24 protein-coding genes and 1 pseudogene are annotated in these 24,430 nt (G+C 63.5%); 17 read left to right on the top strand and 8 right to left on the bottom strand.

The annotated features are described in order from the left end of the window. Window positions 1-2: 2 nt before the first annotated feature. The 4 genes from ACQ4W4_RS01725 to dapC all read right to left on the bottom strand — a co-directional run bounded on the left by ACQ4W4_RS01725 (window position 3) and on the right by dapC (window position 4,233). Complete coding sequence (locus ACQ4W4_RS01725) at window positions 3-359, bottom strand: ArsC family reductase (RefSeq protein WP_436540535.1); 357 nt, start codon at window positions 357-359, stop codon at window positions 3-5. 133 nt (window positions 360-492) lie between these two features. Then, window positions 493-2,040, bottom strand: a complete 1,548-nt coding sequence (locus ACQ4W4_RS01720) for an FAD-dependent oxidoreductase (protein WP_436540534.1) — start codon at window positions 2,038-2,040, stop codon at window positions 493-495. A gap of 123 nt (window positions 2,041-2,163) precedes the next feature. Then, window positions 2,164-2,991, bottom strand: a complete 828-nt coding sequence (dapD, locus tag ACQ4W4_RS01715; protein ID WP_070282206.1) for a 2,3,4,5-tetrahydropyridine-2,6-dicarboxylate N-succinyltransferase — start codon at window positions 2,989-2,991, stop codon at window positions 2,164-2,166. A 9-nt stretch (window positions 2,992-3,000) separates the two neighbouring features. Beyond that, window positions 3,001-4,233 carry a succinyldiaminopimelate transaminase gene (gene dapC, locus ACQ4W4_RS01710; protein ID WP_436540533.1) on the bottom strand — a complete coding sequence of 411 codons (1,233 nt, stop codon included), beginning with the start codon at window positions 4,231-4,233 and terminating at the stop codon, window positions 3,001-3,003. A 225-nt stretch (window positions 4,234-4,458) separates the two neighbouring features. Between dapC and tsaB the strand changes: the two genes are divergently transcribed. The 4 genes from tsaB to ACQ4W4_RS01690 are packed head-to-tail and all read left to right on the top strand — an operon-like array spanning window position 4,459 to window position 7,493. Then, a complete protein-coding gene (tsaB, locus tag ACQ4W4_RS01705) occupies window positions 4,459-5,184 on the top strand; it encodes a tRNA (adenosine(37)-N6)-threonylcarbamoyltransferase complex dimerization subunit type 1 TsaB (RefSeq protein ID WP_436540532.1) in 726 nt (241 codons plus the stop codon). Next, window positions 5,184-5,672 (top strand): ribosomal protein S18-alanine N-acetyltransferase, encoded by a 489-nt coding sequence (gene rimI, locus ACQ4W4_RS01700; protein ID WP_436541108.1) that lies wholly within the window; start codon window positions 5,184-5,186, stop codon window positions 5,670-5,672. The genes tsaB and rimI overlap by 1 nt, the downstream gene beginning before the upstream one ends. Continuing rightward, window positions 5,669-6,574 (top strand): uracil-DNA glycosylase, encoded by a 906-nt coding sequence (locus ACQ4W4_RS01695; RefSeq protein ID WP_436540531.1) that lies wholly within the window; start codon window positions 5,669-5,671, stop codon window positions 6,572-6,574. Before rimI ends, ACQ4W4_RS01695 begins: the two co-directional genes overlap by 4 nt. Next, entirely contained in the window at window positions 6,567-7,493 is a 927-nt protein-coding gene (locus tag ACQ4W4_RS01690) for a DUF1853 family protein (protein WP_436540530.1), read from the top strand. The genes ACQ4W4_RS01695 and ACQ4W4_RS01690 overlap by 8 nt, the downstream gene beginning before the upstream one ends. A 35-nt stretch (window positions 7,494-7,528) precedes the next feature. On the opposite strand, the gene lplT is transcribed toward ACQ4W4_RS01690, so the two are convergent. Next, a complete protein-coding gene (gene lplT, locus ACQ4W4_RS01685) occupies window positions 7,529-8,791 on the bottom strand; it encodes a lysophospholipid transporter LplT (protein WP_070223986.1) in 1,263 nt (420 codons plus the stop codon). A 247-nt stretch (window positions 8,792-9,038) separates the two neighbouring features. Here lplT and alr point away from each other — a divergent pair, with 247 nt between their 5' ends. The 4 genes from alr to fliD all read left to right on the top strand — a co-directional run bounded on the left by alr (window position 9,039) and on the right by fliD (window position 13,648). Further along, window positions 9,039-10,130 carry an alanine racemase gene (gene alr, locus ACQ4W4_RS01680; RefSeq protein ID WP_436540529.1) on the top strand — a complete coding sequence of 364 codons (1,092 nt, stop codon included), beginning with the start codon at window positions 9,039-9,041 and terminating at the stop codon, window positions 10,128-10,130. A gap of 74 nt (window positions 10,131-10,204) precedes the next feature. Next, complete coding sequence (gene radA, locus ACQ4W4_RS01675; protein WP_046683923.1) at window positions 10,205-11,581, top strand: DNA repair protein RadA; 1,377 nt, start codon at window positions 10,205-10,207, stop codon at window positions 11,579-11,581. A gap of 131 nt (window positions 11,582-11,712) precedes the next feature. Then, complete coding sequence (locus tag ACQ4W4_RS01670; RefSeq protein ID WP_436540528.1) at window positions 11,713-12,033, top strand: PilZ domain-containing protein; 321 nt, start codon at window positions 11,713-11,715, stop codon at window positions 12,031-12,033. A gap of 229 nt (window positions 12,034-12,262) precedes the next feature. Next, window positions 12,263-13,648 (top strand): flagellar filament capping protein FliD, encoded by a 1,386-nt coding sequence (gene fliD / locus ACQ4W4_RS01665; protein WP_436540527.1) that lies wholly within the window; start codon window positions 12,263-12,265, stop codon window positions 13,646-13,648. A 93-nt stretch (window positions 13,649-13,741) separates the two neighbouring features. Here the strand turns inward: fliD and ACQ4W4_RS01660 are convergent, their stop codons facing one another. Beyond that, window positions 13,742-14,542, bottom strand: coding sequence for an AraC family transcriptional regulator (locus ACQ4W4_RS01660; RefSeq protein WP_436540526.1), 801 nt, complete (start codon window positions 14,540-14,542; stop codon window positions 13,742-13,744). A gap of 100 nt (window positions 14,543-14,642) precedes the next feature. Between ACQ4W4_RS01660 and ACQ4W4_RS01655 the strand changes: the two genes are divergently transcribed. The 3 genes from ACQ4W4_RS01655 to ACQ4W4_RS01645 all read left to right on the top strand — a co-directional run bounded on the left by ACQ4W4_RS01655 (window position 14,643) and on the right by ACQ4W4_RS01645 (window position 17,183). Further along, window positions 14,643-15,878 (top strand): MFS transporter, encoded by a 1,236-nt coding sequence (locus ACQ4W4_RS01655; protein WP_436540525.1) that lies wholly within the window; start codon window positions 14,643-14,645, stop codon window positions 15,876-15,878. Window positions 15,879-15,910: 32 nt separating this feature from the next. Further along, the gene (rraA, locus tag ACQ4W4_RS01650; protein ID WP_436540524.1) at window positions 15,911-16,405 is read left to right on the top strand and encodes a ribonuclease E activity regulator RraA; all 495 of its coding nucleotides are present in this window, start codon (window positions 15,911-15,913) and stop codon (window positions 16,403-16,405) included. Window positions 16,406-16,541: 136 nt separating this feature from the next. Further along, entirely contained in the window at window positions 16,542-17,183 is a 642-nt protein-coding gene (locus ACQ4W4_RS01645; protein WP_436540523.1) for a choice-of-anchor C family protein, read from the top strand. 154 nt (window positions 17,184-17,337) lie between these two features. On the opposite strand, the gene ACQ4W4_RS01640 is transcribed toward ACQ4W4_RS01645, so the two are convergent. Beyond that, window positions 17,338-17,721 carry a MerR family transcriptional regulator gene (locus tag ACQ4W4_RS01640; protein WP_086139308.1) on the bottom strand — a complete coding sequence of 128 codons (384 nt, stop codon included), beginning with the start codon at window positions 17,719-17,721 and terminating at the stop codon, window positions 17,338-17,340. Window positions 17,722-17,803: 82 nt separating this feature from the next. Between ACQ4W4_RS01640 and ACQ4W4_RS01635 the strand changes: the two genes are divergently transcribed. The 6 genes and pseudogenes from ACQ4W4_RS01635 (at window position 17,804) to ACQ4W4_RS01610 (ending at window position 23,509) form a co-directional block, all read left to right on the top strand. Further along, a complete protein-coding gene (locus ACQ4W4_RS01635; RefSeq protein ID WP_436540522.1) occupies window positions 17,804-18,235 on the top strand; it encodes a hypothetical protein in 432 nt (143 codons plus the stop codon). Window positions 18,236-18,500: 265 nt separating this feature from the next. Continuing rightward, window positions 18,501-20,147: pseudogene (locus ACQ4W4_RS01630) on the top strand (DUF4153 domain-containing protein); the annotation flags it as partial. A gap of 168 nt (window positions 20,148-20,315) precedes the next feature. Then, the gene (locus ACQ4W4_RS01625; RefSeq protein WP_436540521.1) at window positions 20,316-20,651 is read left to right on the top strand and encodes a hypothetical protein; all 336 of its coding nucleotides are present in this window, start codon (window positions 20,316-20,318) and stop codon (window positions 20,649-20,651) included. A 251-nt stretch (window positions 20,652-20,902) separates the two neighbouring features. Next, on the top strand, window positions 20,903-21,487 hold the full coding sequence (locus tag ACQ4W4_RS01620) for a LysE family translocator (RefSeq protein ID WP_436540520.1): 585 nt from the start codon (window positions 20,903-20,905) through the stop codon (window positions 21,485-21,487). Window positions 21,488-21,496: 9 nt separating this feature from the next. Next, window positions 21,497-22,963, top strand: a complete 1,467-nt coding sequence (locus tag ACQ4W4_RS01615) for an aminotransferase-like domain-containing protein (RefSeq protein ID WP_436540519.1) — start codon at window positions 21,497-21,499, stop codon at window positions 22,961-22,963. Between the two features lie 147 nt (window positions 22,964-23,110). Beyond that, window positions 23,111-23,509, top strand: coding sequence for a VOC family protein (locus ACQ4W4_RS01610; protein WP_436540518.1), 399 nt, complete (start codon window positions 23,111-23,113; stop codon window positions 23,507-23,509). Window positions 23,510-23,531: 22 nt separating this feature from the next. Here the strand turns inward: ACQ4W4_RS01610 and motA are convergent, their stop codons facing one another. After that, the gene (gene motA / locus ACQ4W4_RS01605; RefSeq protein WP_071076441.1) at window positions 23,532-24,395 is read right to left on the bottom strand and encodes a flagellar motor stator protein MotA; all 864 of its coding nucleotides are present in this window, start codon (window positions 24,393-24,395) and stop codon (window positions 23,532-23,534) included. Window positions 24,396-24,430 lie beyond the last annotated feature (35 nt).

The raw sequence follows: 24,430 nt of genomic DNA, 5'->3' as shown, positions 1-24,430 counted from the left end.
GGTTACAGCGAGAAAAGGGTCTTGTATTGCGCATCCGAAAACGCCACGCTGAACTGGCCATCCTTGTCCAGCACGGGGCGCTTGATGATGGACGGGTTTTCCAGCATCAGTTCCAGGGCGCTGGCCGCGTCGACGGTGGCGGCCTTGCGCTCGTCGGACAGGGCGCGCCAGGTCGTGCCTTTCTTGTTGACCAGCACGTCCCACGGTAATTGGGCCAGCCACGCTTCGACGGTGGCGCGTTCCAGGCCTTGCTTCTTGAAGTCGTGGAAAGTGAAATCGCGTTGCTGCGCGGCCAGCCAGGTGCGGGCCTTTTTGACGGTATCGCAGTTGGGGATACCGTAGAGTGTAATGGTCGTCATGGGTAGGGCCAAGGGGAATGAATGCGGTTCGCTTGATCGCGGCGCTTGCGCCAGGACAAAATGCGATGGTAGCCGACATTATACAGTCGATGCGCAGTCGATGCGGCAGTGCAACACGGCCCCGTGATTTCCCCTACACGGGCCGCGGCGCCGCCTTGCTTGATTCCGCCGGGCCGAAATGCAGGCCCAGCCGCAAGGCGAGGGCGCGCAGGGCGCCGCTTTCCTGCAGGTGCAGGGCCAGCGCGATGTGGCCGTCGGGGCGCACCAGATAGGCCGCGTCGCGGCCCAGGCCGGCCAGCTTGGCGGCCACATTATAGGTATAGCAATGCACGGGCAGTTTCAGCACGCGCGCCTCGTCGAGCAGCTCGGGCGCCGCTTCGCCATAGATGTGCAGTTGCCAATCCATGCCGCGCAGGGCGATAAAGTTGTCTTGCGTGCCGTCCGAGAACCACGGCAGGCGGTCGCCGCCGCGCAGGTATTCCGCATGGCCGGCGGAAAGGGCGCTGTCTTCATAGCTGATCTCGATTTGCGACACCGTCTTGAACAGCAGCCGGCGCGCCCGCGCGAAGCCGGACAGGAAGGGCAGCGCGTGCGGCACCAGCCAGCGGCGCAGGAATTGCCCGGCGATGCCTTGCGCGACGATGGCCTGGAAGGCGCGGTCGGTGGTGGCGACGAGCTTGCGGGCAAACACGATGCGCTCGCTTTCATAGGTGTCGAGCAGGGCGTCGTTGCTCTGGCCGTGCAGCTTTTGCGCCAGCTTCCATGCCAGGTTGACGGCGTCGCCCAGGCCCGTGTTCATGCCCTGGCCGCCCACGGGGCTGTGCAGATGGGCCGCGTCGCCGAGGATGAAGCAGCGGCGCGCGCGGAACTGGCCTGCCACCCGGTGGTGCACTTTATACGTGGAAAACCAGTTCACGTGCTCAACCTCGATACCCAGCAGGGTTTCCACATCGCCGCGCACGTCGTCGAAGACGGGCACCGGCGCGCCATCGGGGCGGTCGGGCAGGATGCCGATCAGGCGCTGCATGCCGCTGCTGCGCACGGGCAGCATCAGCGCAAACGCATTCGCGCCCAGGTGGGCGTGCAGATCCGTATTGCTGCCAGCCACTTGCGCATCGGCCACATAGTACAGGTGGTCGTAGGTGCCGCCGGAAAATGCGAAGCCGGCGATCTCGCGCACCTTGCTGCGGGCGCCGTCGCAGCCGCAGATGTAGTCAAAGGTGCAATATTGACGTTCGCCATTGTTGAGCAGGATGGCTTGCACTTCGCTATCGTCCTGCGTCCACAGGTCCAGCGCGACGTTCCATTCCACGTGCACGCCGGCCGCCGCCAGCTTGCTGATAAGAAAGCGTTCATGCTCGTCCTGGGGCAGGCTCAGCACGAAAGGGTAGGGGCTCAGGCCTTCGCCGATCTCGCCCAGCGCCAGTTTCACCAGCTCCTCGCCGCCTTCATGGATGTGCATGGCGTTGATCTTGATACCCCGGCTGACCAGCTCGTCGGCAAAGCCCAGCTGCTGGTAAAACTCGAGGGTGCGCGCATGCACGGCCATGGCCCGCGATGCCTGGCCCGGGCCGCTGTTTTTATCGATGATGCGGCAATCGACGCCATGGCGTGCGAGGCGCAAGGCAAGCATGAGGCCGGTAGGACCGGCGCCGACGATCAAGACGGGAGGAGTATTCATGCCATCCAGTATAGGACAGGATGGGGAAGGGCTGCGCGACGATTGAAGTTGCTAGTCGGAAATAAAAATGTCCCGCCGGGGCGGGACATTCAGGGGGGCTACGTGCGCCTTGCGGCGCAGTATTTAGATGCCGCGCAGCAACTCGTTGATGCCCGTTTTTGCGCGGGTCTTCGCATCGACGCGCTTGACGATCACGGCGCAGTACAGCGAGTACTTGCCGTCTTCCGAAGGCAGGTTGCCCGACACCACGACGGAGCCGGCTGGCACGCGGCCGTAGGTCACTTCGCCCGTGGCGCGGTCGTAGATCTTGGTCGACTGGCCGATGTACACGCCCATCGAGATGACCGAGTTTTCCTCGACGATCACGCCTTCGACGATTTCCGAACGGGCGCCGATGAAGCAGTTGTCTTCGATAATGGTCGGGTTCGCTTGCATCGGTTCCAGCACGCCGCCGATGCCGACGCCGCCGGACAGGTGGACGTTCTTGCCGATCTGTGCGCAGGAACCGACGGTGGCCCAGGTGTCGACCATGGCGCCTTCATCGACGTAGGCGCCGATGTTGACGTAGGATGGCATCAGCACGACGTTCTTGGCGATGAAGCTGCCGCGGCGGGCGACGGCTGGCGGCACCACGCGGAAACCGCCCTTGGCGAAGTCTTCCTTCGTGTAGTTGGCGAACTTGGTCGGCACCTTGTCGTAGAACTGCATCGTGCCATCCGATGGCAGGACGACGTTGTCTTCCAGGCGGAACGACAGCAGCACGGCTTTCTTGACCCACTGGTTGACGACCCAGTCGCCCGAGGTTTTTTCCGCCACGCGGATGCTGCCGTTGTCCAGGCCATTGATGACGTGGGAGACGGCGTCGCGCAGTTCGGCCGTGCCGTTGCCCGGATTGATCTCGGCGCGGTTTTCCCAGGCCTGGTCGATGATGTTTTGCAGTTGTTGGCTCATGATGATGTCTTATTGGTGAGTTGATGCGGATGCGGAAAGCTGCTGGCAGAATTTTACTATGCGCAACGCCGCCTCCAGCCCTTCGGCCGTTTCGGCCACCAGGGCCATGCGGATGCGGTTGCGGCCCGGATTGATGCCGTGCGCGTCGCGCGCCAGGTAGCTGCCAGGCAATACCGTCACATTATATTCGGCGTACAGGCGTTGCGCGAATTCGGTGTCGGACAGGCCCGTGCGGCTGACGTCGGCCCACAGGTAGAAGCCGGCGTCCGGCAGTTGCACGTCCATCACCGATTGCAGCAGCGGCGTGATGGCGTCGAACTTGGCGCGGTACTTGGCGCGATTTTCCTCGACATGGGTTTCGTCGTTCCAGGCCGCGACGGAGGCCGCCTGCACGGCGGGGCTCATGGCGCCGCCGTGGTAGGTTCGGTAGAGCAGGAATTTTTTCAGTACTTCGGCATCGCCGGCGACAAAGCCCGAGCGCATGCCCGGCACGTTCGAGCGCTTCGACAGGCTGGAAAACACCACCAGGCGCGCATACGGACGCTCGATGGTGGACAGGCCCAGCATGTGCGCCGCCTGCAGCGCGCCCAGCGGCGGCGTGTCGCCGTGGTAAATCTCGGAATAGCACTCGTCGGCGGCGATGACAAAGTCGTAGCGCTCGGACAGGGCGAACAAATGTTCCCAGTCCGTCAGGGTCAGCACGGCGCCCGTCGGGTTGCCTGGCGAACACAAAAACAGCAGTTTGACCTTTTCCCACACGCTGGTCGGCACGCTGTCGTAGTCGCAGCCGAAATTGCGCGCCGGGTCGGAATTGACGAAATACGGTTCGGCGCCGGCCAGATAGGCCGCGCCTTCATAGATCTGGTAAAACGGATTCGGGCTGATCACGAGCGAACCGGCGGCCGGATCGATCACCGTTTGCGCCAGCGCAAACAGCGCTTCGCGCGAACCGTTCACGGGCAGGATTTGCGTGGCAGGATTGAGTTTGGGGATGCCATAGCGGCGTTCGAGCCAGCCGGCGATGGCGGTACGCAAGGCTTCCGAACCGATGGTGGTCGGATAGCTGGCCAGGCCGTGGATATTGTCGACCAGCGCCTGCTCGATGAAGGCTGGCGTCGGGTGCTTGGGTTCGCCCATGCCCAGGCTGATGGGCGCGTACTCGGGATTGACCGTCACGCCGGCAAACAGCTGGCGCAGCTTTTCAAAGGGATATGGTTGCAGTTTAGCAAGAAGTGGATTCACGGAACGGACCAGGGCAAGAGTGGAAAGACGATGTTGCTCAGCGATTGCTAGGCGATTGCTTGGCGCGGCAGACTTGATGCCGGTCAAATAATGAGCCGCGTCTTTCATTATAGCCGTCCTCGCGGGGCCGCTGTGCAAGCGGCATCGGCGTGAGGGCTGCCCGGCTTGCCACGGCATGCCGCAGCGGGGAGTGCCATGCCATGGCGCGGCAAGGTAAAATACGCTATGTCTACCTTACTTCCCACCCTGCTTTCCATTGAAACGTCGTCCGAACTCGCTTCCTGCGCCTTGTTGCGCGGCGATGTCGTCCTGTCCCGCGCCTCGTCGGGCGTGCGCACCCATTCCCAGTCCATCTTGCCCATGGTGCAGGAATTGCTGGCCGAAGCGGGCGTGACCCTGGCCGATGTCGACGCCATCGCCTACGGCTCCGGCCCCGGCTCGTTTACGGGCGTGCGCACGGCTTGCGGCATCGCGCAAGGCCTGGCCTATGGCGCCAAGTTGCCCGTCGTGCCCGTCGTCACGCTCGACGCGATGGCGCTCGCCTGCCACCAGCAGCATGGCGCGCAACGCATCGTGACCGTGCTCGACGCCCGCATGGGCGAAGTGTACTGGGCGCAATATGATTACCAGGATGGCTTGCAAGCCGTGTTGCCACCGGCCCTGAGCGCGCCGGCCGGCGTGGCGCCGCAAGGCGACGTGGCCGCTTGCGGCAACGGTTTCAGTGCCTACGCCGAAGCGCTGGCCGCGCTGCCGTGCGCCGCGACTGCCGACGCCGCCATCATGCCGCACGCCGTGCAAGTGGCGCAGCTGGCGCGCATCGCCTTTGCGGCCGGCCAGTGCGTGACGGCGGCCGAGGCGCAGCCTTTGTACTTGCGCAACAAGATCGCCTACACGAGCGCGGAACGCCTCGACATGCAGGCCGCCAAGGCCGCTGCGGAGTCGGCGCAATGATGGAGACGGGCAAGGGCAGCGCGGCAGGCTGGGACTTGCTGCGCCTCGACTATCAACCGATGCAGGAAGCGGACCTGGCGGAAGTGCTGGCGCTGGAGCAGCGCGTGTACCCGCATCCTTGGACGCACGGCAACTTCGTCGATTCGCTCAAGAGCGGCTATCCGGCCTGGGTGCTGCGCGACGTGGACGGCACCTTGCTCGGCTACTTCTTGCTGATGCTCGTCGTCGACGAGGCGCACTTGCTCAACGTTGCCGTCGAGGGCGCCATCCAGGGCCAGGGGCTGGGCCGCTTCCTGTTGAACCAGTCCTGCGCCTGCGCGCGCCAGCTGGGCATGGAATCGATGTTGCTGGAAGTGCGTCCGTCGAATGTGCGCGCACTGGACATTTACCAGCGTTATGGATTTGAACAGATCGGCCGGCGCAAGGGATACTATCCGGCCAGTAACTCGCAACGTGAGGACGCCATCGTGATGCGTTATACCTTATGAGCCGCAGCGCCGTTTTTCTCGATGAAATGGGCGTCGGCCCCTTGTGGCGCTTGCGCCAGGGCGGCGCAGCCGAGGCCGCTGAAGCGGCTGACGTTGCCGAGATCGTGGAAGCAGCAGCGGCACCGGTGGCCGCCGTGGTTGAAGCTGCCGCGCCGTCCGTACCCGCAGCTGAGGTTGTTGTTGAGGTGAAAGCCGTTGACGTCGCTGCGCCTGTCGACGTCGCTCCCGCTCCCGCCACGCTTGCCGCTCCCGCCGCTCCCGCCGCATCCGACGACACGGCCTGGTTCGACGATGCGCCGCCACCGCCGCCCGCCAGACAGCTGAGCGATGCCGATATCGCCGCCCTCGACTGGGAAGGCCTGGCGGCGGCCGTCGCCAAGTGCGCGCGCTGCGACTTGTGCAAGACGCGCAAGGGCGTCGTCATGGGCCGTGGCGACCGCCAGGGCGATTGGCTGATGCTGGCCAGCAGTCCCTCCCGCGCGGAAGAGCGGGAAGGGCGCGCCTTGCCGGGCGAGCAGGGCAAGTTGCTCGACAATATGCTGAAAGCCATCGAGGTCGATGCGGCCAGCGATGTCTACATCACGCACCTGCTGAAATGCCGTCCGCTCGACGAGGCGGGTCAGGAGCGCTTGCCCACCGAGGCCGAGTCCGCCGCCTGCCGTCCGTATTTTGACCGCGAGCTGGCCCTGCTGCAGCCGCGCACCATCGTCACCTTGGGTTCGATGGCCGCCGCCGGCATCAATCCCGGCGAAAAGCCGGTACGGGGCAAGGTGCGCCAGTTGGGCAGTGCTTCGCTGATCGCTACCTTCCACCCGGAAATGCTGCTGCAGGACGAGACGGGCAAGGCCAAGGCGCGCGCCTGGGCTGACCTGTGCCTGGCGAAAAGCACGCACGGTGGTTGATACATTTCAGGTTCGCTTCGAACAGCGCTGGGGGCATCTGACGCATCCCCGCGTGCGGGCGCTGGCCTGGCTGCTCGACTCGCCCGACTTGCTGGACCCTGCCAGCCCCCACTGGGGCGGGCGCATCGCCAGCTTGCCTCCCGTCACGCCTGCCGTGGCGGTCTGGCTGGGCGCGCTGCAGGACGATCCGTCGCCGCTCGATGCGGCGTTGGGGCTGAAATTCTATTCCCGCCTGGGCCTGTATACTGAAAAGCTGCTGGCCTTTTATTTTGAGCAGCATGGACTGCTGCAGGCGCATGGCTTGCAGGTGCAAGTCAACCGCAACGACACGGTGGGCGAGTTCGATTTCCTGTTGCGTGACGGAAATGACCTGCTGCACTGGGAATTTGCCACCAAGTTCTACCTGCTCGAAGGCGCGCCCGACCCCGGGGTCTTCCATCACTTGATCGGCCCGAATCTGGCCGACACCCTGGGCTTGAAGATGCGTAAGATTCTCGACAAGCAACTGGCCTTGTCCCGCCATCCGGCCGCGCAAAGCTTGCTGGCGCAGCCCGTGCGCGCGGCGCAGGCGCTGGTCAAGGGCTGGCTGTTTTATCCGGCAGACACCGCGCCCGCCATGGAAGGTATTTCCCGCGAACATGGGCACGGTTTCTGGTGCACGCCTTCCCGACTGCCCGAGCGGCGTTATGTCGTGCTGCCGCGCCTGCAATGGCTGGCGCCGTTCAAGGGCTGCGACGTGGCAGTGCTCGATGTGGATGCCCTGCGCGCCCAGTTGTTTGATCTGGCACAACCGGTGATGGTGGCCACCGTGGATACTATCGAAGGCTGGGAAGTGGAGCGCACGCGCGGTTTTGTCGTGCCCCATGACTGGACGCAGCAGGCTGCCGCGCGGCGGCTGGCAGGCGCGCTGCCTGCGTAATGTTGGGGTCAGACCCGCCGGGTCTGACCCCAACATTAATGTTTTTGCTCGCCAATCAATGACAAGTTGTCATGCTCGGCCTGGTTCAGCTTGTGCTTGCGCATGATGGCATACATGGTGCCGGCGACGAACAGGCCGAACAGGGTGATGATGATATTGAGCGGCAGGTGCAAACGGATCATGATCGAATACACGGCCAGCATGGTCAGAATCGACAGGTTTTCATTGAAGTTCTGCACGGCGATGGAATGGCCCGCGCTCATCAGCACGTGGCCGCGGTGTTGCAGCAGGGCATTCATGGGAACGACGAAGAAGCCGGACAGGGCGCCGATCAGTATCAGCAGCGGGTAGGCGATCCATACGGAGTGCACTTGCGTCATCATCATGACGATCACGCCCATGGCGATACCGAGCGGAATGACGGTCAGCGATTTGCGCAGCGGAATGAAGCGTGCCGACAGCACGGCGCCGGCGGCCACGCCGATGGCGACCACGCCCACCAGGCTGGTCGCCTTGTCGAAGGGCATGTTCAAGGATTGCTTGGCCCATTCCAGCACGATCAGCTGCAAGGTGGCGCCAGCGCCCCAGAACAGGGTCGTCACGGCCAGGGTGATCTGGCCCAGCTTGTCTTTCCACAGGATGGAATAGCAATTGGCAAAATCGGTAATCAGTTTGATAGGATTGCGTTCCTGGTGCGGATACACGCAGCCCGTGTCGGGAATCTTCAGGTTGGCCAGGGTCGCCAGTACGTAAATACCGACCACGACGCACAGGGCCGCTTCCGTCTTGCTGGTGATGCCCGTGTCGATCAGGGGGATGTCGATCGAGAGCAGCATGTCGGACACGTGGCCGCTGACGAGCGCGCCGCCCATGACCGTGCCGAGGATGATGGAGGTGACGGTCAAGCCTTCGATCCAGCCATTCGCGGCCACGAGCTTTTCCGGCGGCAGCAGTTCCGTCAGGATGCCGTACTTGGCCGGCGAATACACGGCCGCGCCGAAGCCGACGACGGCGTAGGCCAGCAGCGGATGCACGTGAAAGAAGACGAGGGCGCAGCCGAAGATCTTGACCATGTTGGCGATGAACATGACCTTGCCTTTCGGCAGAGCATCCGCGAAGGCGCCGACAAAAGCGGCCAACAGCACGTAAAACAGCACGAACGACAGTTTGAGCAGCGGCGTGATCCACGCCGGGGATTTCATGGACACCAATAAATCGACGGCGACAAAAAAGAGGGCGTTATCTGCCAGCGAGGAAAAGAACTGCGCCGCCATGATGGTATAAAAACCACGATTCATTCTGGATTGCCTGAAATCATATCTGGCTTGCTTTATACCACGAAAAAACGGCAAACCCCAAGTTTGGCAGGGGCTGCTTTGCATAGTCTTGCCTAAGCGAAGCTTAATTTTTCTGCCGTAGAAAAATACACATACATGTGAGCATTTTATAAATGATGTCCTCTGCATACGACCTTGGGCGTCTGCAGTGTCCGCATACTGCGCATCCGGTAAAATACGGCTTTCCCACTTGCCGTGTGTCACGCTTATGCCCAGGCCTCTCCTCGCCACCATCCATCTCGATGCCATGCAACATAATCTGGCGCGCGCCCGTGCCGGCGCCCGCGGCGCCAAGGTGTGGGCCGTCGTCAAGGCGAATGCCTATGGTCACGGCCTGGAGCGGGCCATGCGGGGCTTTGCCGAGGCCGATGGCCTGGCGCTGGTCGAGGTTGATTACGCCGTGCGCTTGCGCGAACTGGGCTGGACCAAGCCCATTTTGTTGCTGGAAGGCTTTTTCGACGCCAGCGATTTGCCCGTCATGGCGCAATATGGATTGAATGGCAGCGTGCATTGCGAAGAACAGATCGCCATGCTGGCAGCGGCCCGCCTGCCGCACGCCATCGACGTGCACCTGAAAATGAATACGGGCATGAACCGCCTGGGGTTCACGCCGGCTGCCGTGGCGGGGGCGTACGCGCGCTTGCGCGCCATGCCGCATATCGGCACGATCACCCTGATGACGCATTTCGCCAATGCGGACGAGGCGGGGCCCACGCGCTTGCCGTTGGAACAGCAGATGCTGCGTTTCGAAGCGGGTGCGGCCAGCATTGGTGCTGCCCTGCCGCGCAGCCTGTGCAATTCGGCCGGCGTGCTGATGCACCAGCTCGACAGCGACTGGGTGCGCCCCGGCATCATGCTGTATGGCGGCACTCCCAGCGGCGCTCCGGGCGGCACGTCCGCGCAGGCGTTCGGCCTGCTGCCCACCATGACCTTGCGCAGCACCATCATCGGCATCCAGGACATCTCCGCCGGTGAGGTGGTGGGCTACGGCAGCCGCTACCAGGCGGCCGGCAACATCAAGGTGGGCGTGGTGGCGTGCGGCTATGCGGACGGCTATCCGCGCCACGCGCCCGAAGGCACGCCCGTGCTGGTCGACGGCGTGCGCACCGGCCTCATCGGCAGGGTGTCGATGGACATGCTGATGGTCGACCTGACGCAGGTGCCCGGCGCCAGGGTTGGCAGCAGCGTCACCTTGTGGGGCCAGGGCATGCCGATCGACGAGGTGGCCCTGGCCGCCGGCACCATCGGCTACGAGCTCATGTGCGCACTGGCGCCGCGCGTGCCGGTGAATGACGCGTAGGGTGACGCGGAAGCGCGGTTTGTATATACTGTATATATAACCAGTTATTTCATTTTACCCGGGCAAAGTACACCATGGCAAAAGTCAAGACCATCTACACCTGCAGCGATTGCGGCGCCATCAGCAACAAATGGATGGGGCAATGCACCTCGTGCAACCAGTGGAATACCATGGTGGAAACCCTGCCCGAGACGGGCGGCAACAACCGCTATTCGAACCCGCAGCACATGTCGCTGGCGCAGACGGCGCCCGTGCTGTCGCTCGACGATATCGACGCCATCGACGTGCCCCGCTTCGGCACGGGCATCGAGGAATTCGACCGCGTGCTGGGCGGCGGCATGGTGGCGGGCGGCGTCGTGCTGATCGGCGGCGACCCCGGCATCGGCAAGTCGACCCTGCTGCTGCAGGCGCTGGCGAACATGTCGCACCACAAGCGCGTGCTGTATGTCAGCGGCGAGGAATCGGGCGCGCAGATCGCCCTGCGCGCCAAGCGCCTTGTCATCGACGCCAAGGAACTCAAATTGCAGGCGGAGATCCAGCTGGAAAAAATCCTCTCCACCTTGAACGACCTGAAGCCGGAAGTGGTGGTCATCGACTCGATCCAGACCGTGTACTCGGACGCCCTCAGCTCGGCGCCCGGTTCCGTGGCGCAAGTGCGCGAATGCGCGGCGCAATTGACGCGGGCGGCCAAGCAGACGGGCGTGACCATCATTCTGGTCGGTCATGTGACGAAAGAGGGCGCGCTGGCCGGTCCCCGCGTGCTCGAGCACATCGTCGACACGGTGCTGTATTTCGAGGGTGACGCCCATTCCAGTTTCCGCCTCGTGCGCGCCATCAAGAACCGGTTCGGCGCCGTCAATGAGCTGGGCGTGTTCGCCATGACGGAAAAGGGCTTGAAAGGGGTATCGAATCCGTCGGCCCTGTTCCTGTCGCAGCACGACAACCAGGTGCCAGGCTCGTGCGTGATGGTGACGCAGGAAGGCACGCGCCCCTTGCTGGTGGAAATCCAGGCCCTCGTCGACACCAGCCATCTGCCCAATGCGCGCCGGCTGTCCGTCGGCCTGGAGCAGAACCGCCTGGCCATGCTGCTGGCCGTGGCGCACCGCCACGCGGGCATCGCCGCCTTCGATCAGGATGTGTTCATCAACGCCGTCGGCGGCGTCAAAATTACGGAACCGGCGGCCGACCTGGCTGTATTGCTGGCGATTAACTCGTCAATGCGCAACAAGCCCTTGCCGCGGGGACTCGTGGTGTTTGGCGAAGTAGGGCTGGCCGGCGAAATCCGCCCCGCGCCGCGGGGCCAGGAGCGCTTGCGCGAAGCAGCCAAGCTTGGCTTTACCCTGGCCGTGGTGCCCAAGTCCAACCTGCCGAAGCAAGTCATCGAGGGCCTCAAGGTCATCGGCGTCGAGCGCATCGACGAAGCGTTCAATAAACTGCGCGACCTGGAGTAAGAGTTGGTATGGTTTAAATGCCAAGCTTGAGGTAAGTCAAACAAAGTTTCCGTTTGGAACTATAATATTTGTCCGATGAGTTCGCGTAGCGAGTTCGCGTCGACAATGAATTAATAGAGAAGCGGAATATAGTGTTAGTTGAGCAAAGGCAGGGCGCACGCAAGATATTGCGTGCCAAGGCAATGTTGGTGATGGACGGCGCGGATCCCGTGGCGGCGCGCACCCTTGACGTGGGGCCGGGCGGCATGACGGCCGTCATCGCGGAACCGCTGCCGACAGGCAAGCAGGGCAAGGTGCTGTTCGAGCTGTTTTACGATGGCGCGGCACACATCATTGAGGCGCGCGTGTCCGTCTCGCACTGTATTTTCAGCAGTGCAGGTTTCAAGGTGGGACTCACTTTCCTGCAGCTGGACATGGCTGTCAGCAGCGCCATTTCGCGATTCATGCGCTGAGGCACGCCCGGAGAGCGCTGCGGGCGAAATGCGCTAAAATGGTGCATATGGGTTTGCAGTCAGGAAAAACCTGTTCTGTTCGCTGTTTTGATATTCCGGTAATACTGCATAATTATCAACCAGAAGAGGGACGCCGCCGCGCCATGCGCGCCTGCCGTCCGTTTCCAGCGCAGCACGGTCAAGACCTGAACCGTGTGCCATGACCATACATCCGACGGGAACGCCTACCATGTTTAATTCGACCATCAACAGCAGGGCTTACACCAATAATACGCAGCAGACGACGCAGGGCAATATCTCGGCCGACGTATATGCGAAGGTGGAGCGGCAGATGCAGTCGCAGAACACGGGCGTCGTCAAGCTCAACGCCAGCCTGGCGCGCGACCAGGCCAAATTCTCGGGCCTGGGCCAGCTGCAATCGGCGCTGGCAAAATTCCAGACCGTGGCCAAGAACATGGCCGGCAGCGGCCTGGCCACGTCGGCTACGTCGAGCAGCAAGGATGTGCTGAGCGCCACCACTACCGACAAGGCCGTCAGCGGCAGCCATGAGCTGAACGTCAAGCAGCTGGCGCAGGGGCAGACCCTGCTCAGCGGCGCGCAGAAATCGTCGAGCGCGGCGATCGGCACGGGTGCCCCGGCGCTGCTCAAAATCGAAGTGGGCACGGCCGACGGCAAGCAATTTACGCCCGGCAGCGGCAAGGTCATCTCGCTGACGATTGACAGCAGCAACAATAGCCTTGACGGTATCGCCGCCGCGCTCAAGCAGCAGGGCGTCGACGCCAGCGTGGTGAAGGGCGCCGATGGCTATTCGCTGGCCATCAATGGCAAGAGCGGCGCCGACAGCAGCATGCGCATCAGTGTGTCCGGCGACGCTGCCGTCAGCAACCTGCTCAGCTATGCACCCGGCGCCGGCAAGGGCCTGCAGCAGACGGCCGCCGCGCAGGATGCGCTGCTCACCGTCGACGGCAAGGAGATCAAGAGCGCCACGAATACCCTGACGACGGCGGTCGAGGGCGCCACCATCGAATTGAAGAAAAAGGGCACGACGGATCTCGTCATCGCCAAGGACAGCAGCCAGATCGCGACCAACGTGGCCAGCTTCGTCACGGCCTACAATGAACTCAACAGCAAGCTGCAAAGCCTGCAGCAGGGCGACTTGAAATCCGACACCGCCCTGGGTCAGGTGCGTTCGCAGATGGAGCAAGTGCTGCGCACGGCCAGCACGGGCGTGCCCGCCTCCATCCTCAGCAGCGCTGGCGTGACCTTGGGCAAGAGCGGAGAACTGGTGCTCGACGATAAAAAACTCAAGGCCGCCATCGCCGCCGATCCGGACGCCGTCAGCAAGATGTTCACGAATAACGGCAAGGGCGTGGCCGACCAGTTTTCCAGCAAGATCGGCGAGCTGACAGGCGAAACGAGCATCATCCGCAAGGAAGTGCAGACGGTCGGCAAGGACATCACCACGCTGACCAACAAGAAAGCCGTGCTGGCCAAGGCACTGACGGCCCAGGCACAGGCGCTGATAAAAGCCTATTCGGCCCAGGAACAGATGGGAACGAACTCGGCCCTGCCGGGCTATACGGGCAAGAACTCCCTGTTCGACTTCATGGCTTAAGGGCGCGCCGCTAAAGCGCCCATGGCGGCGCAGCGTACTGTCTGCGGCGCTGCGTCTTGCCTTGAGCGCTGTATCGGCGCGCTTGCCAGTTGGCTAGATTCTGTCGCCCTGGGCGAAGAATGCCGACGGCGAACTGCCGAAAGTCTTCTTGAACATGGCGGAAAAGGCCGACTGGCTGGCGTAGCCCAGTTCTTCGGCCACCTGCGACAGCGGCACGCCGCGCGCGATCAGGGGCGCCGCGTGCGCCAGGCGCACCTGCTGGCGCCACTGGCCAAAACTCATGCCTAATTCGCGTTCGAACAGCCGCGCCAGGGTGCGTTCCGAGGCGCCGACCAGCTGCGCCCAGTGTTCCAGGGTCTGATTCAGACCCGGTTTCTCGATCAGGCTGTCGCACAGGGTCTTCAGGCGCTTGTCGCTGGGCAAGGGGACGCGGATGGGGCGCGTGGCCGAGCGTTTCAATTCATCGAGGATCAGTTCGGCCAGCAGCGCTTCGCGCGCCGGCTCCTGGCCAGGATCCAGCTGTTCCAGTGCCATGATCAGCTGGCGCAGCAGGTTCGACACCTCCAGCACCTTGCAATCCTGGCCCGCGAACGGCGCGCGCGCCGCATGGATGCACAGGGGACGCAAGCGGGTTTTTTCCAGTATCGTGACGGCATGCTCCACGTTGGGCGCGATCCAGATGGCACGCATGGGCGGCAGCACCCAGCTGCTGTTGTTGGCGGTAATGCGCAGCACGCCTTCGAGCGCCATCGTGACCTGGCCCCAGGGGTGGGTATGCGGTAACAAGAATTCATCGGGTTGCAGGTCGCGCGCGATCATGGTCACGGGGATGGTCGCGCTGGGCGCTTCCCGCGGCGGACACATGCGGGTATGGTGGAGGATAGGTACACCCATCAGCTTGGCCTTAATTCGATAAATTATGTCGTCCTGTCGGAAAACAGACGATGATATTTTGCATACACTTGAGCTTCACCAGTATAAGACAGGGTATGACATGATAACAACTAACTCAGCATCCGAACTTCCAACCTTGCGCAGCGATGCGCGCGTCATCGCCCTGGTGGGGCTGGCGCATGGCGTGTCGCACTTCTACCATTTGATCCTCGCGGCCCTGTTCGTCTGGCTGAAACCCGCATTCGACCTGTCGTATGCGGAGCTGGGCCTGCTGATGACGGTGTTTTTCATCATCTCGGGCGTGGGGCAGGCGCTGGCCGGCTTTGTCGTCGACCGCTTCGGCGCCCGCGCCGTGCTGTTTTCCGGCGTCTTTCTGCTGGGCGTGTCGGCGCTGGCCCTGTCCACCGCGCACAGCTATGCCGCGCTGATGCTGGGCGCCATGCTGGCTGGTATGGGCAACAGCGTGTTTCATCCGGCCGACTACACGATCCTCAACCAGCGCGTCTCGGCAGCCCGCGTGGCCTACGGTTTTTCCGTGCATGGCATCAGCGGCAACATCGGCTGGGCCCTGGCGCCCCTGTTCATGACGTATGTCGCCACCCATTATGACTGGCGAATCGCGCTGCAATGCGCGGCCGTGCTGCCGTTCGGCGTGCTGCTGATCCTGTTCCTGAACCGCCACGCGATCCGCCCCGAGCCGCTCAACAAGGCGGCGCCGGGGCAGGTGGCCGGCGGCGAGGGCACCCTGGACTTTTTGCGCCTGCCCGCCGTCTGGATGTGCTTTGCCTTCTTCTTCATTACCGCCATCGCGCTGGGCGGCATCCAGAGCTTTGCCAGCGTGGCCCTCGTCAAGCTGTACGGCATGAGCCTGGCGCTGGCCACCAGCGCCTACACGGCCTATATGCTGGCCTCGGCCGTGGGCATGCTGGCCGGCGGCGTGGTGGGCGCGCGCAGCAAGCAGCCGGACCGCAACGTGGCGATCGCCTTTTCCGCCGCCGCGCTGCTGGCCGTGCTGCTGTCCATGGCCGTCGTGCCGGCCTGGGGCGCGGTGGTGCTGATGGGCGCCATCGGCTTGACCTCGGGCGTGGCGGGGCCATCGCGCGACCTGATGATACGCGCGGCGGCGCCGAAGAATGCCACCGGGCGCGTGTACGGCGTCGTGTATTCGGGCCTCGACAGCGGCTTGGCCGTGGGGCCTTTGTTCTTCGGCGCGCTGATGGATGGCGACCATCCGGCCCTGCTGTTCGTCTTCATCGGCGTATTCCAGGCGCTGGCGATTGCCACGGCCGTGGGCGTGGGCGGCAAAACACGTGCCGCGGCGCTGCAAAAGGCATAGAATCGTTGCCATCTGCTACGAAAGGAATCCCCATGACCTTTGCCACCACCGACCTGTGCGACGACTATGCGGCCATGCTCGACGATGGCACCCTGGCCGTGCTGCCGCCCGTGTACCGTGCTTTCGGCCAGCGCGTGCGCTTCAGCGGGCCCGCCACCACCTTGCAAGTATTCGAGGACAACGCCCTCGTGCGCAGCACCCTGGAAACGCCGGGCCAGGGCCATGTGCTGGTGATCGATGGCGGCGGCAGCCTGCGCCGCGCGCTGGTGGGCGGCCAGCTGGGCGTGCTGGCCGAAAGCAATGGCTGGGCCGGCATCGTCGTCGATGGCTGCATCCGCGACAGCGAGGAAATCAATGTCTGCCAGATCGGCGTGCGCGCCCTGGCCACGCATCCGCGCAAGAGCAACAAGACGGGCGCCGGCCAGCGCGATGTGCGCGTGCAGCTCAGCGGCGTGGCCGTGCATCCGGGCGACTGGCTCTACGCCGATGCGGACGGCATCCTGGTGGCGCGACACGAACTCGATTGACTGCATAGCTCGCCTGAAAGCGTTGCAAATTATCTACATTCAATATATTTCTGCAAAGTTCTTTGATTTTTATCACGGCTGAGATATGATTTCACTTAAGGAAACTTTTATATCAATAAAGCAAGGAAATCAGATCATGAAAATCGCCACCATCGCAGCAGTTGTCGCCCTGTTTGCCGCAGGCACCGCCAGCGCCAGCCCCGTCAACCTGATCACGAATGGCAATTTTGAAACGGTTGCCCCCGGCTACACGTTTTCCAGCGGTTTCCATGTCGTCAACAGCGGTTCTTCGGCCATCACGGGCTGGACCGTGGGCGCCAGCTCCGTCGACCTGATCCGCAATGCGTACAACGCCATCGATGGCTACAGCATCGATATGCTGGGCACGCCTGGTCCTGGTTTCCTGTCGCAAAATTTCAATGTCGTTGCCGGCCAGACTTACAATCTGAGCTTTGACATGGCGCGCAATTCGGGCGGCCCGGCAGGCCAGGGCGTGGCCGTCAATTTCGGCGGCGTGGCGCAGAACTTCTATTCGACGGCTGCCGCCTCGAACACCTTGTACGGCAATACCCTGAGCTTCACGGCCGCTTCCACCGGCCTGGCGACCCTGTCGTTTGCCAGCGCTGCCAAGGCCGGCACGCCATTCGACAATTACTCGGGCGCCGTCATCGACAACGTGTCCGTGATGGCCGCCGTGCCGGAACCGGAAACCTACGCCATGCTGCTGGCCGGCCTGGGCCTGATGGGTTTCCTGCGCCGCCGCAAGGCCGCCAAGTAAATCCGCTTCTGCTCCATATCAACCGCCTGCGGCCATGCCCAGGCGGTTTTTTGTCGTTCAGGGGTCTTGTGCGTAGGCGTCGCTTCTTGCCCAGCCGGGACAGGAAGTCGCCGCAGGCCGGTTCCGTGGCCTGCGCGCCGCCGGTGGCCAGCATTTAGGGATTCGCATCGGCATCTCCGCGCAAGGGGCAGGCCGCCGCTGCCGCCCCCATACGCCGCACCAGTTCGCCGCGCAACTGCGTCAGTCCATCGATGCGCGCATCGATTTCACCCAGCTTGCGCGCCAGCGCCGCGCGCAGCAGATCCGCCGTGGCGGGATCGCCGGCGGCCGCCAGCAGCGGCATGTCGGCCTCGATTTCGGCCAGGGTAAAGCCCAGCTGCTGCGCCGTGCGCAGGTAGCGCAGCCAGTCGGCCGCCTCGGGCGGGTAGTCGCGGTAGCCGTTCGCGCCGCGCCGCGCGCGCAGCAAGCCGCGTTTTTCATAGAAGCGCAGGGTATCGCGGCTCAAGCCTGTCGCCTGCGCCATCTCGCCGATCTGCATGGTTCTTTTCTTTCATAAAATGCTTGACCATGGAGTGTACTCCAAGCTCGATCATGGGCGCTTTCCATCGACAGGAGTTCCCATGTTGTCCGTTTCCGCCTTCCGCCGCGTGGTGCGCGCCAGCGCCATTTATGATGTGCTCATGACGGCCCCGTTTACCACGCCGTGGACGTTTTTGCTGCTGCGCGAGCACTTGAACGCCCTCAACGTGGGCCTGGGCGGCGCGCCGCTGCCTCTCTTCGAGCCCTTGCATCTGCTCGTCAGCAGTTTGTTTGGCAGCGTGGTGATGGTCTGGTCTGTGCTGCGCATGCTTGACCCGCAGCCGCGCTTCGGCCGCTATGACGCGGCGGCGCGCTACCTGTTTTCGACCTGGATGGCGTGGGCCTTGCTGGTGACCGGCCAGCCCGTGTTGTGGCTGTTCCTCGTGCCGGAACTGGCCTGGGGCGTCGCGCAAAGCCTGCCTCTGCGCGGCCCGGAGGCGGGCGGGAAGGGCGCGCGCACGAATCGCTGTTGAGATGAATATAACGAAATGCAATAATGGCCGTGCTTTACAGCAATAAACGACTATTAAAGGAATGACTATGCAGCAGGATGCCGCAGGAAAAAACATGGCGTTGCTCGATCCGGTGGTGGCGCCGCGCATCGCGGTAACGCGCCTGGTGGCGGGCCTGCTGCAAGGCTTGCTGCTGTACTGGCTGTACAGCACGGCGCAGGACAAGATGTGGCCCGCCACGGAAGCCTACCTGCTGGGGCCTCTGATGCTGATCAGCTTGCTGCTGCCCATCCTGCTGGTGTCCAGCCTGGGCCATATGTCGGTGAAGCGCATCGCCCTGTGGATGGCGGGCGCGGCTGTCGTGATGGCCGTGCTGGCCTGGCATGACGTGGCGCGCGGCGCCGAACACGTGATCTGGGGTAATTACAAGCCGGGCGCGCCCCTGCGCGTCATTTCCGCCCAGCTGTTCGGTTTCTGTGTCGTCGGCTTTTATATCGCCCATGCGCTGGTGCTGGCCAGCGCCCAGGATGGCCAGCGCATCGCCCGCTATCCCACCTATTTTGAAATCGCCTGGAAGCTCGGCATCCAGCTGCTGTTCTCCCTGCTGTTCGTGCTGGGCCTGTGGCTGGTGCTGTGGCTGGGCGGACAGCTGTTCCTTCTGATCAAGCTCAGTTTCCTGAAAAAACTGCTGGGCCAGGCCTGGTTCGTTATTCCCGTCATCTGCTTCGCGTTCTCGTTCGCCATCCACATCACGGATGTGCGCCCATCCATCGTGCGCGGCATCCGCACCTTGCTGCTGGTGCTGCTGTCGTGGCTGGTGCCGATCGCCGCCGTGCTCGTTTCCGGTTTCCTGCTGACCCTGCCATTCATCGGCTTCGAGCGCCTGTGGGCAACGCGCCATGCGGCGTCGGTGCTGCTGGGCATGGCCGGCGTGCTCGTGGTGCTGATCAATGCCGCCTTCCAGAATGGCGAAGTGGGCCATGGCGTGGCGCGCGGCATCCGCCTCGGCACGCGTCTGGCCTGCCTGCTGCTGCCGTGGGTGGTGGGCATCGCCATCTATGCGCTGACCCTGCGCGTGATGTCGCATGGCTGGACGTCCGACCGCCTGATCGCCGCCGCCTGCCTGTTGATCGCCACCTGCTACGCCGCCGGCTATGCCTGGGCGGCCAGCAAGTACGGCGACTGGCTGCACCTGATCGCCAACGTCAACGTGGCTACCGCCTTTGTTACCCTGCTGGTGCTGTTTGCCCTGTTCTCGCCGCTGGCCGACCCGGCGCGCATTTCCGTGGCCAGCCAGATGGCGCGCCTGGAAAGCGGCAAGGTTGGCGTGGACAAGTTCGATTTCGAATACCTGCGCTTCGAGGGCGCGCGCTATGGCCAGGCGGCCCTGCAGGAATTGAGCAAACGCACGACGGGAGCGGACGCGGCCGTCGTGCGGGCCCGCGCCGAGGCCATGCTCAAACGCCAGAACCGCCTCGACGAGACGGGTGCGCTGAGCGACGTATCGATCAACCTGACCTTGCGCCCGGCCACGGCGAAGCTGCCGGAGAGTTTCCTGCGCCAGGACTGGACGCAAGTGAGCCCGGCCTGGCGCCTGCCCGCCTGCCTGAAGCGGGCAGGCCCGCAGTGCGATGCGTATCTGCTCGATTTCGACGGCGACGGCAAGCAGGACGTGCTGTTGATCAGCAATGACCCGCGCGCCTCATCCGTCTTGCTGGCGGAGAAGGAAGACGGCAGCTGGACCGCGCGCGGGCAAATCCCCACGGACGCCCTGCGCTGCAAGTCCCTGCGCGAAAAATTGCAGGCGGGTGAATTCCAGCTGGTGCCGCCGAAAGTGCGCGAGCTGGAAGTCGATGGCCAGCGCGTGCCGATGACTTTATATACGCCAGAGGACGAGGTCAGCTGTCCGGATGACACGGCGACGACGCCGTAAATGGCAGTCAGAGGACTTCGTGCACCGGCCCCAACCTCTTGCTAGTTTCGAAGGCAGCAACTTCGTGCACTGAATCACTCAGACCGTCCGGTATCTGGCGGAACCTGCCAATGACGGCAACCGGCCAGAAGCAGACGCTCAACTAGAAACACAAAAGGAGAAACACCGATGGCAACAAAGAGCGAACTTAAGGCGCTTTCCGCACGGGCGCTTCAGACAACGGAACCGCCAGCCTACGAGTCAAAAACTGATGTCCCCGTTACAGGAGAGGCGCTCCACGAACCCGTCTATTGGAAGGGGCGGCAATGGGCTGTCACAAGTTATGGGATTGAGGCTCGTGATGGCAAATATGTTATCGAGGGCCGCCGAGTATGGGAAGACAACGACGGGCACGGATGGGTTGAACACATGGAAGAGAAGACGTGGGTTGACTTGCCTGACTTTGTTGAGGCTCTACGACTTGCCCGCGCTCGCTGGTCAGAAAGCGGTTTAGCTAAATCCTGAACGTCCGCAGTGGGGCGAAAGCGGACGGTGCCATTGGGGTAAAGCGCCGCCGCTAGCCCAGTTTTGCTGCATGGCTCCTGGCATATGAGAACCCGATGGGTCGTGGCAGGGGCCTGGGCGGGGCGGCCCTTATCGCCGCTGTAGCAGTCGCCCGACTGATACAGCATGTGCCTGTACGCGCCGCCTTGTGCCTTGTCGCCGCCGTGCCGCGCTTCTAGACTGGGGCCTTCTCCACGCTGCGAATGCCCGCCATGATCGAACTCCTGCCCCTGATGAGCTATTGTTTTGTGATGTCCGCCACCCCCGGGCCGAACAACGTCATGCTGGCCACCACCGGCGCCAATTTCGGCTATCGCGGTGCGCTGCCGGTGATCCTCGGCATCCAGGCCGGTATCTTTGTGCAGACCATGCTCATGTGCGTGGGGCTGGGCAGCGTGTTTGTCGCGTACCCGATGGCGCAGCAGCTACTGCGGATCGCGGGCGCGCTGTACCTGGTGTTCCTGGCCTGGAAGCTGGCCGGCGCCTCGGTGGCGGGAAGCAGCGCACCGAAGGCCGTGTCGTTGGCGCAGGCGGCGCTGTTTCAGGCGCTGAACCCCAAGAGCTGGCTCAAGGCGGTCACCATGGCGTCGGTTTTCATGCCTGCGCAGGGTAATATGTTCGCCGGCGCGCTGCTGGTGTCCGTGATCGGCACCGTGGTGGGCACGCCGTGCAACGCCATGTGGGCGCTGTTCGGCGTGTCGATCCGCAGCGTGCTGAAAGCGCCGCGCAACCAGCGCATCTTCAATCTGACGATGGGCGCCGTCCTGCTGGTCCTCGCCGTGATGTTTTTACGCTAGACTTGCGCCATGTTCGCCATCGACCGCTCCTCACCCATCGCCCTGTTCAAGCAGATCGAGACCGCACTGCGCCAGCAGATCGCGCAACGCGTGCTGCCTGGCGGGACCAGGCTGCCGTCGATCCGCCAGCTCGCCACGCAACTCGCGGTAAGCACCAACACCGTGGTGGTGGCGTATGACAGGCTGGTGGCCGCCGGCGTCATCGATACGCACGGCACGACAGGCTTCTTCGTCTGCGCACCGGCTGACGCCGGCCACGCCATTCCCGACGAGGTGGCGCTGGAAGCGGGCCAGGAGCAGGAGCCGGTCTGGCTGAGCCAGCAAGTGAACGACCAGCGGCCGGGCGTGCTGCTGGCCAGCAGCGGCGCCTTGCCGCCCACCTGGCTGCAGGACGCGCTTCCGGCGGCCGCCGTGCAACGCGGTCTGGCGCGCAGCGCGGCCGGCATGGCTTCGCGCTGTCCGCCGCAAGGGCTGGCCGAACTGCGCGAGCAGATCGCGCTGCTGATGCGCGGTATCGGCATCGCGGCGGACGCCAGCCACATCCTCACCACGTTCGGCGGCACCCATGCCATCGATCTGATCTGCCGCACCTTCCTGCAGCCCGGCGATACGGTGCTGGTGGAAGACCCCGGATACTTCCTGATGTTCGGCAGGCTGCGCCAGGACGGCGTGCGCCTGGTGCCCATCAAGCGCCGTCCCGATGGCCTCGACCTGGACGAGCTGGATGCCGCCTGCCGCGCGCACCGTCCGCGCCTGCTGTTCGTGCAGACGGCCTTGCACAATCCCACCGGCTGGAGCAGCAGCGCCGCCAACCTGCACAAGGTGCTGATCATGGCGCAGCAGTATGGTTTCCTGATCGCCGAAGACGACGTGCACGGCCATTTCCAGCCGGGCCACAGCACGCGGCTGGCGTCGCTGTCCGGACTGGACGGCGTGATCTACTACTCCAGCCTGTGCAAGGCGCTGAGCCCGGCCCTGCGCATGGGCTACCTGGCCGCGGCGCCCACTCTGCTCAAGCCGCTGATGCGCACCAAGATCCATTCCATCATGACCTTGCCTGCGCTGAACGAATACGTGCTGCTGGAAGTGCTCAAGGCCGGCAGCCTGCGCAAGCACCTGGAGCGGCTGCAACGCAAGATCATGGTGGCGCGCAACGCCAGCACGCGGCAGCTGAGCGCGGCCGGCGTGCTGTTCGAGCAGCCAGGCGACGCCGGCATTTTCTTGTGGGGCAGCATGCCCGAAGGGCTGGACGTGGACTTGCTGGTGCAGGACGCCTACCGCAACAAGATCCTGCTGATGCGTGGCGCCGCGTTCTCGGCCAACGACACGCCCGACCAGCACATCCGCTTCAACGTCGCCTTCAGCCAGCATCCGCGCGTGAGCGCCTACCTGGAAGAACGCCTGCGCGCAGTGGCTGGCGCGCGCTCGAGCCTGGCCCGTGCCAGCGCCGCCGCCGGCATCGAGGGCAAGACCTGAGCATAGTCTGCGCCTTCCTTTATGATTGATGGATATTCTGGAGGAACGATTTTTTCGCCAGCGTGTCAATTGGGTATGCCATCACCCGTCGCAGGGAGGAGGCACCGCTTGCCCATTCCACCTTCACCCAGGAAGCAAGGAAGCGCCATGAACAAACAGATCATCCTCAACCTGCCCGTGAAGGACCTGGACAAATCCAGGGCCTTCTTTGCCGCTCTCGGCTTTGCCTTCGATCCCCGCTTCAGCGGCGAGAACGCGGCGTTCATGCACATCGTCGATGGCGCCATCCAGGCCATGCTGACGACCGAGCCGTTCTTCCAGTCCCTGATCGACAAGCCCGTCGCGAATGCAAGAGAGGGCAATGAAATCGTCATTTGCCTCAGTTGCGAAAGCCGGGAAGAGGTGGACAGCCTGATCGCCAGGGCCGCCGCCGCCGGGGGCCGCATACCGCATCCGCCCGAAGACCACGGCTTCATGTATGACCAGGGCTTCGAGGATATCGACGGCCACCTGTGGAACCTGGTCTGGACGGCGCCGGAAGCGTGACGCCTGCGGTGACCAGGCTGGATCAGTTTTTCGTGCGCACCTGGCGCACGTGGTTTTCCAGTTCGCTGAACGAGGGGCGTTCCGTGGCGGAAATGACCTTGCGGCCGAATTCCACGGCCAGCGCGGGCGCATAGCCGTTCAGGCTGGCCAACAGGGTCACTTTCACGCACTGGTACATCTTTGCCGTTTCATGGTGTTTGCGGCGCAGCAAGCTCGCCAGCGGCGCGATGAAGCCGTAGGCCAGCAGGATGCCGATGAAGGTGCCCACCAGCGCCTGCGCGATCAGCACGCCCAGCTCGGCCGGCGGCAAGCCGACGGAGGCCATCGTGTGCACCACGCCCATCACGGCGGCCACGATGCCGAAGGCGGGCATGGCGTCGGCCAGCTGCGAAATCGTCTGGATCGGCATTTCCGCGTCTTCATGGTGCGTCTCGATCTCGTTATCCATCAGGTTTTCGATCTGGTAAGCGTCCATATTGCCCGACACCATCAGGCGCAGGTAATCGGTGATGAATTCCAGGATGTGCTCGTCGCCCAGCGTGTACGGGTATTTCACGAAGATGGCGCTGCGGTAGGGGTCGTCGATATCGTCCTCGACCGACATCAAGCCTTCCTTGCGGATCTTGCTGAGGATTTCATACATCAGCCCCATCAGTTCCATGTAGCGCGCCTTCGTGTATTGCGAACCGTGGAACAGGGTGGGCAGGGCGGCGAACGTGGCGCGGATGGCCTTGGCGTCATTGCCGACAAAAAAAGTGCCCAGCGCGGCGCCGCCGATCATCAGCAGTTCCAGCGGCTGGAACAGGGCCGCCAGGTGCCCCCCCTGCATGGCGAAGCCGCCGAAGACGGAAAACAGCACGACGAGAAATCCGAGTATGACTAGCAAAACCTACTCCTTCATAATATTGCCATATCGCAATA

Source organism: Janthinobacterium glycogeni, from assembly GCF_051380725.1.
GTDB lineage: Bacteria > Pseudomonadota > Gammaproteobacteria > Burkholderiales > Burkholderiaceae_D > Janthinobacterium.
Note: the sequence above shows the minus strand (reverse complement) of the source record. Positions and strands in the feature narration are given on the sequence as shown.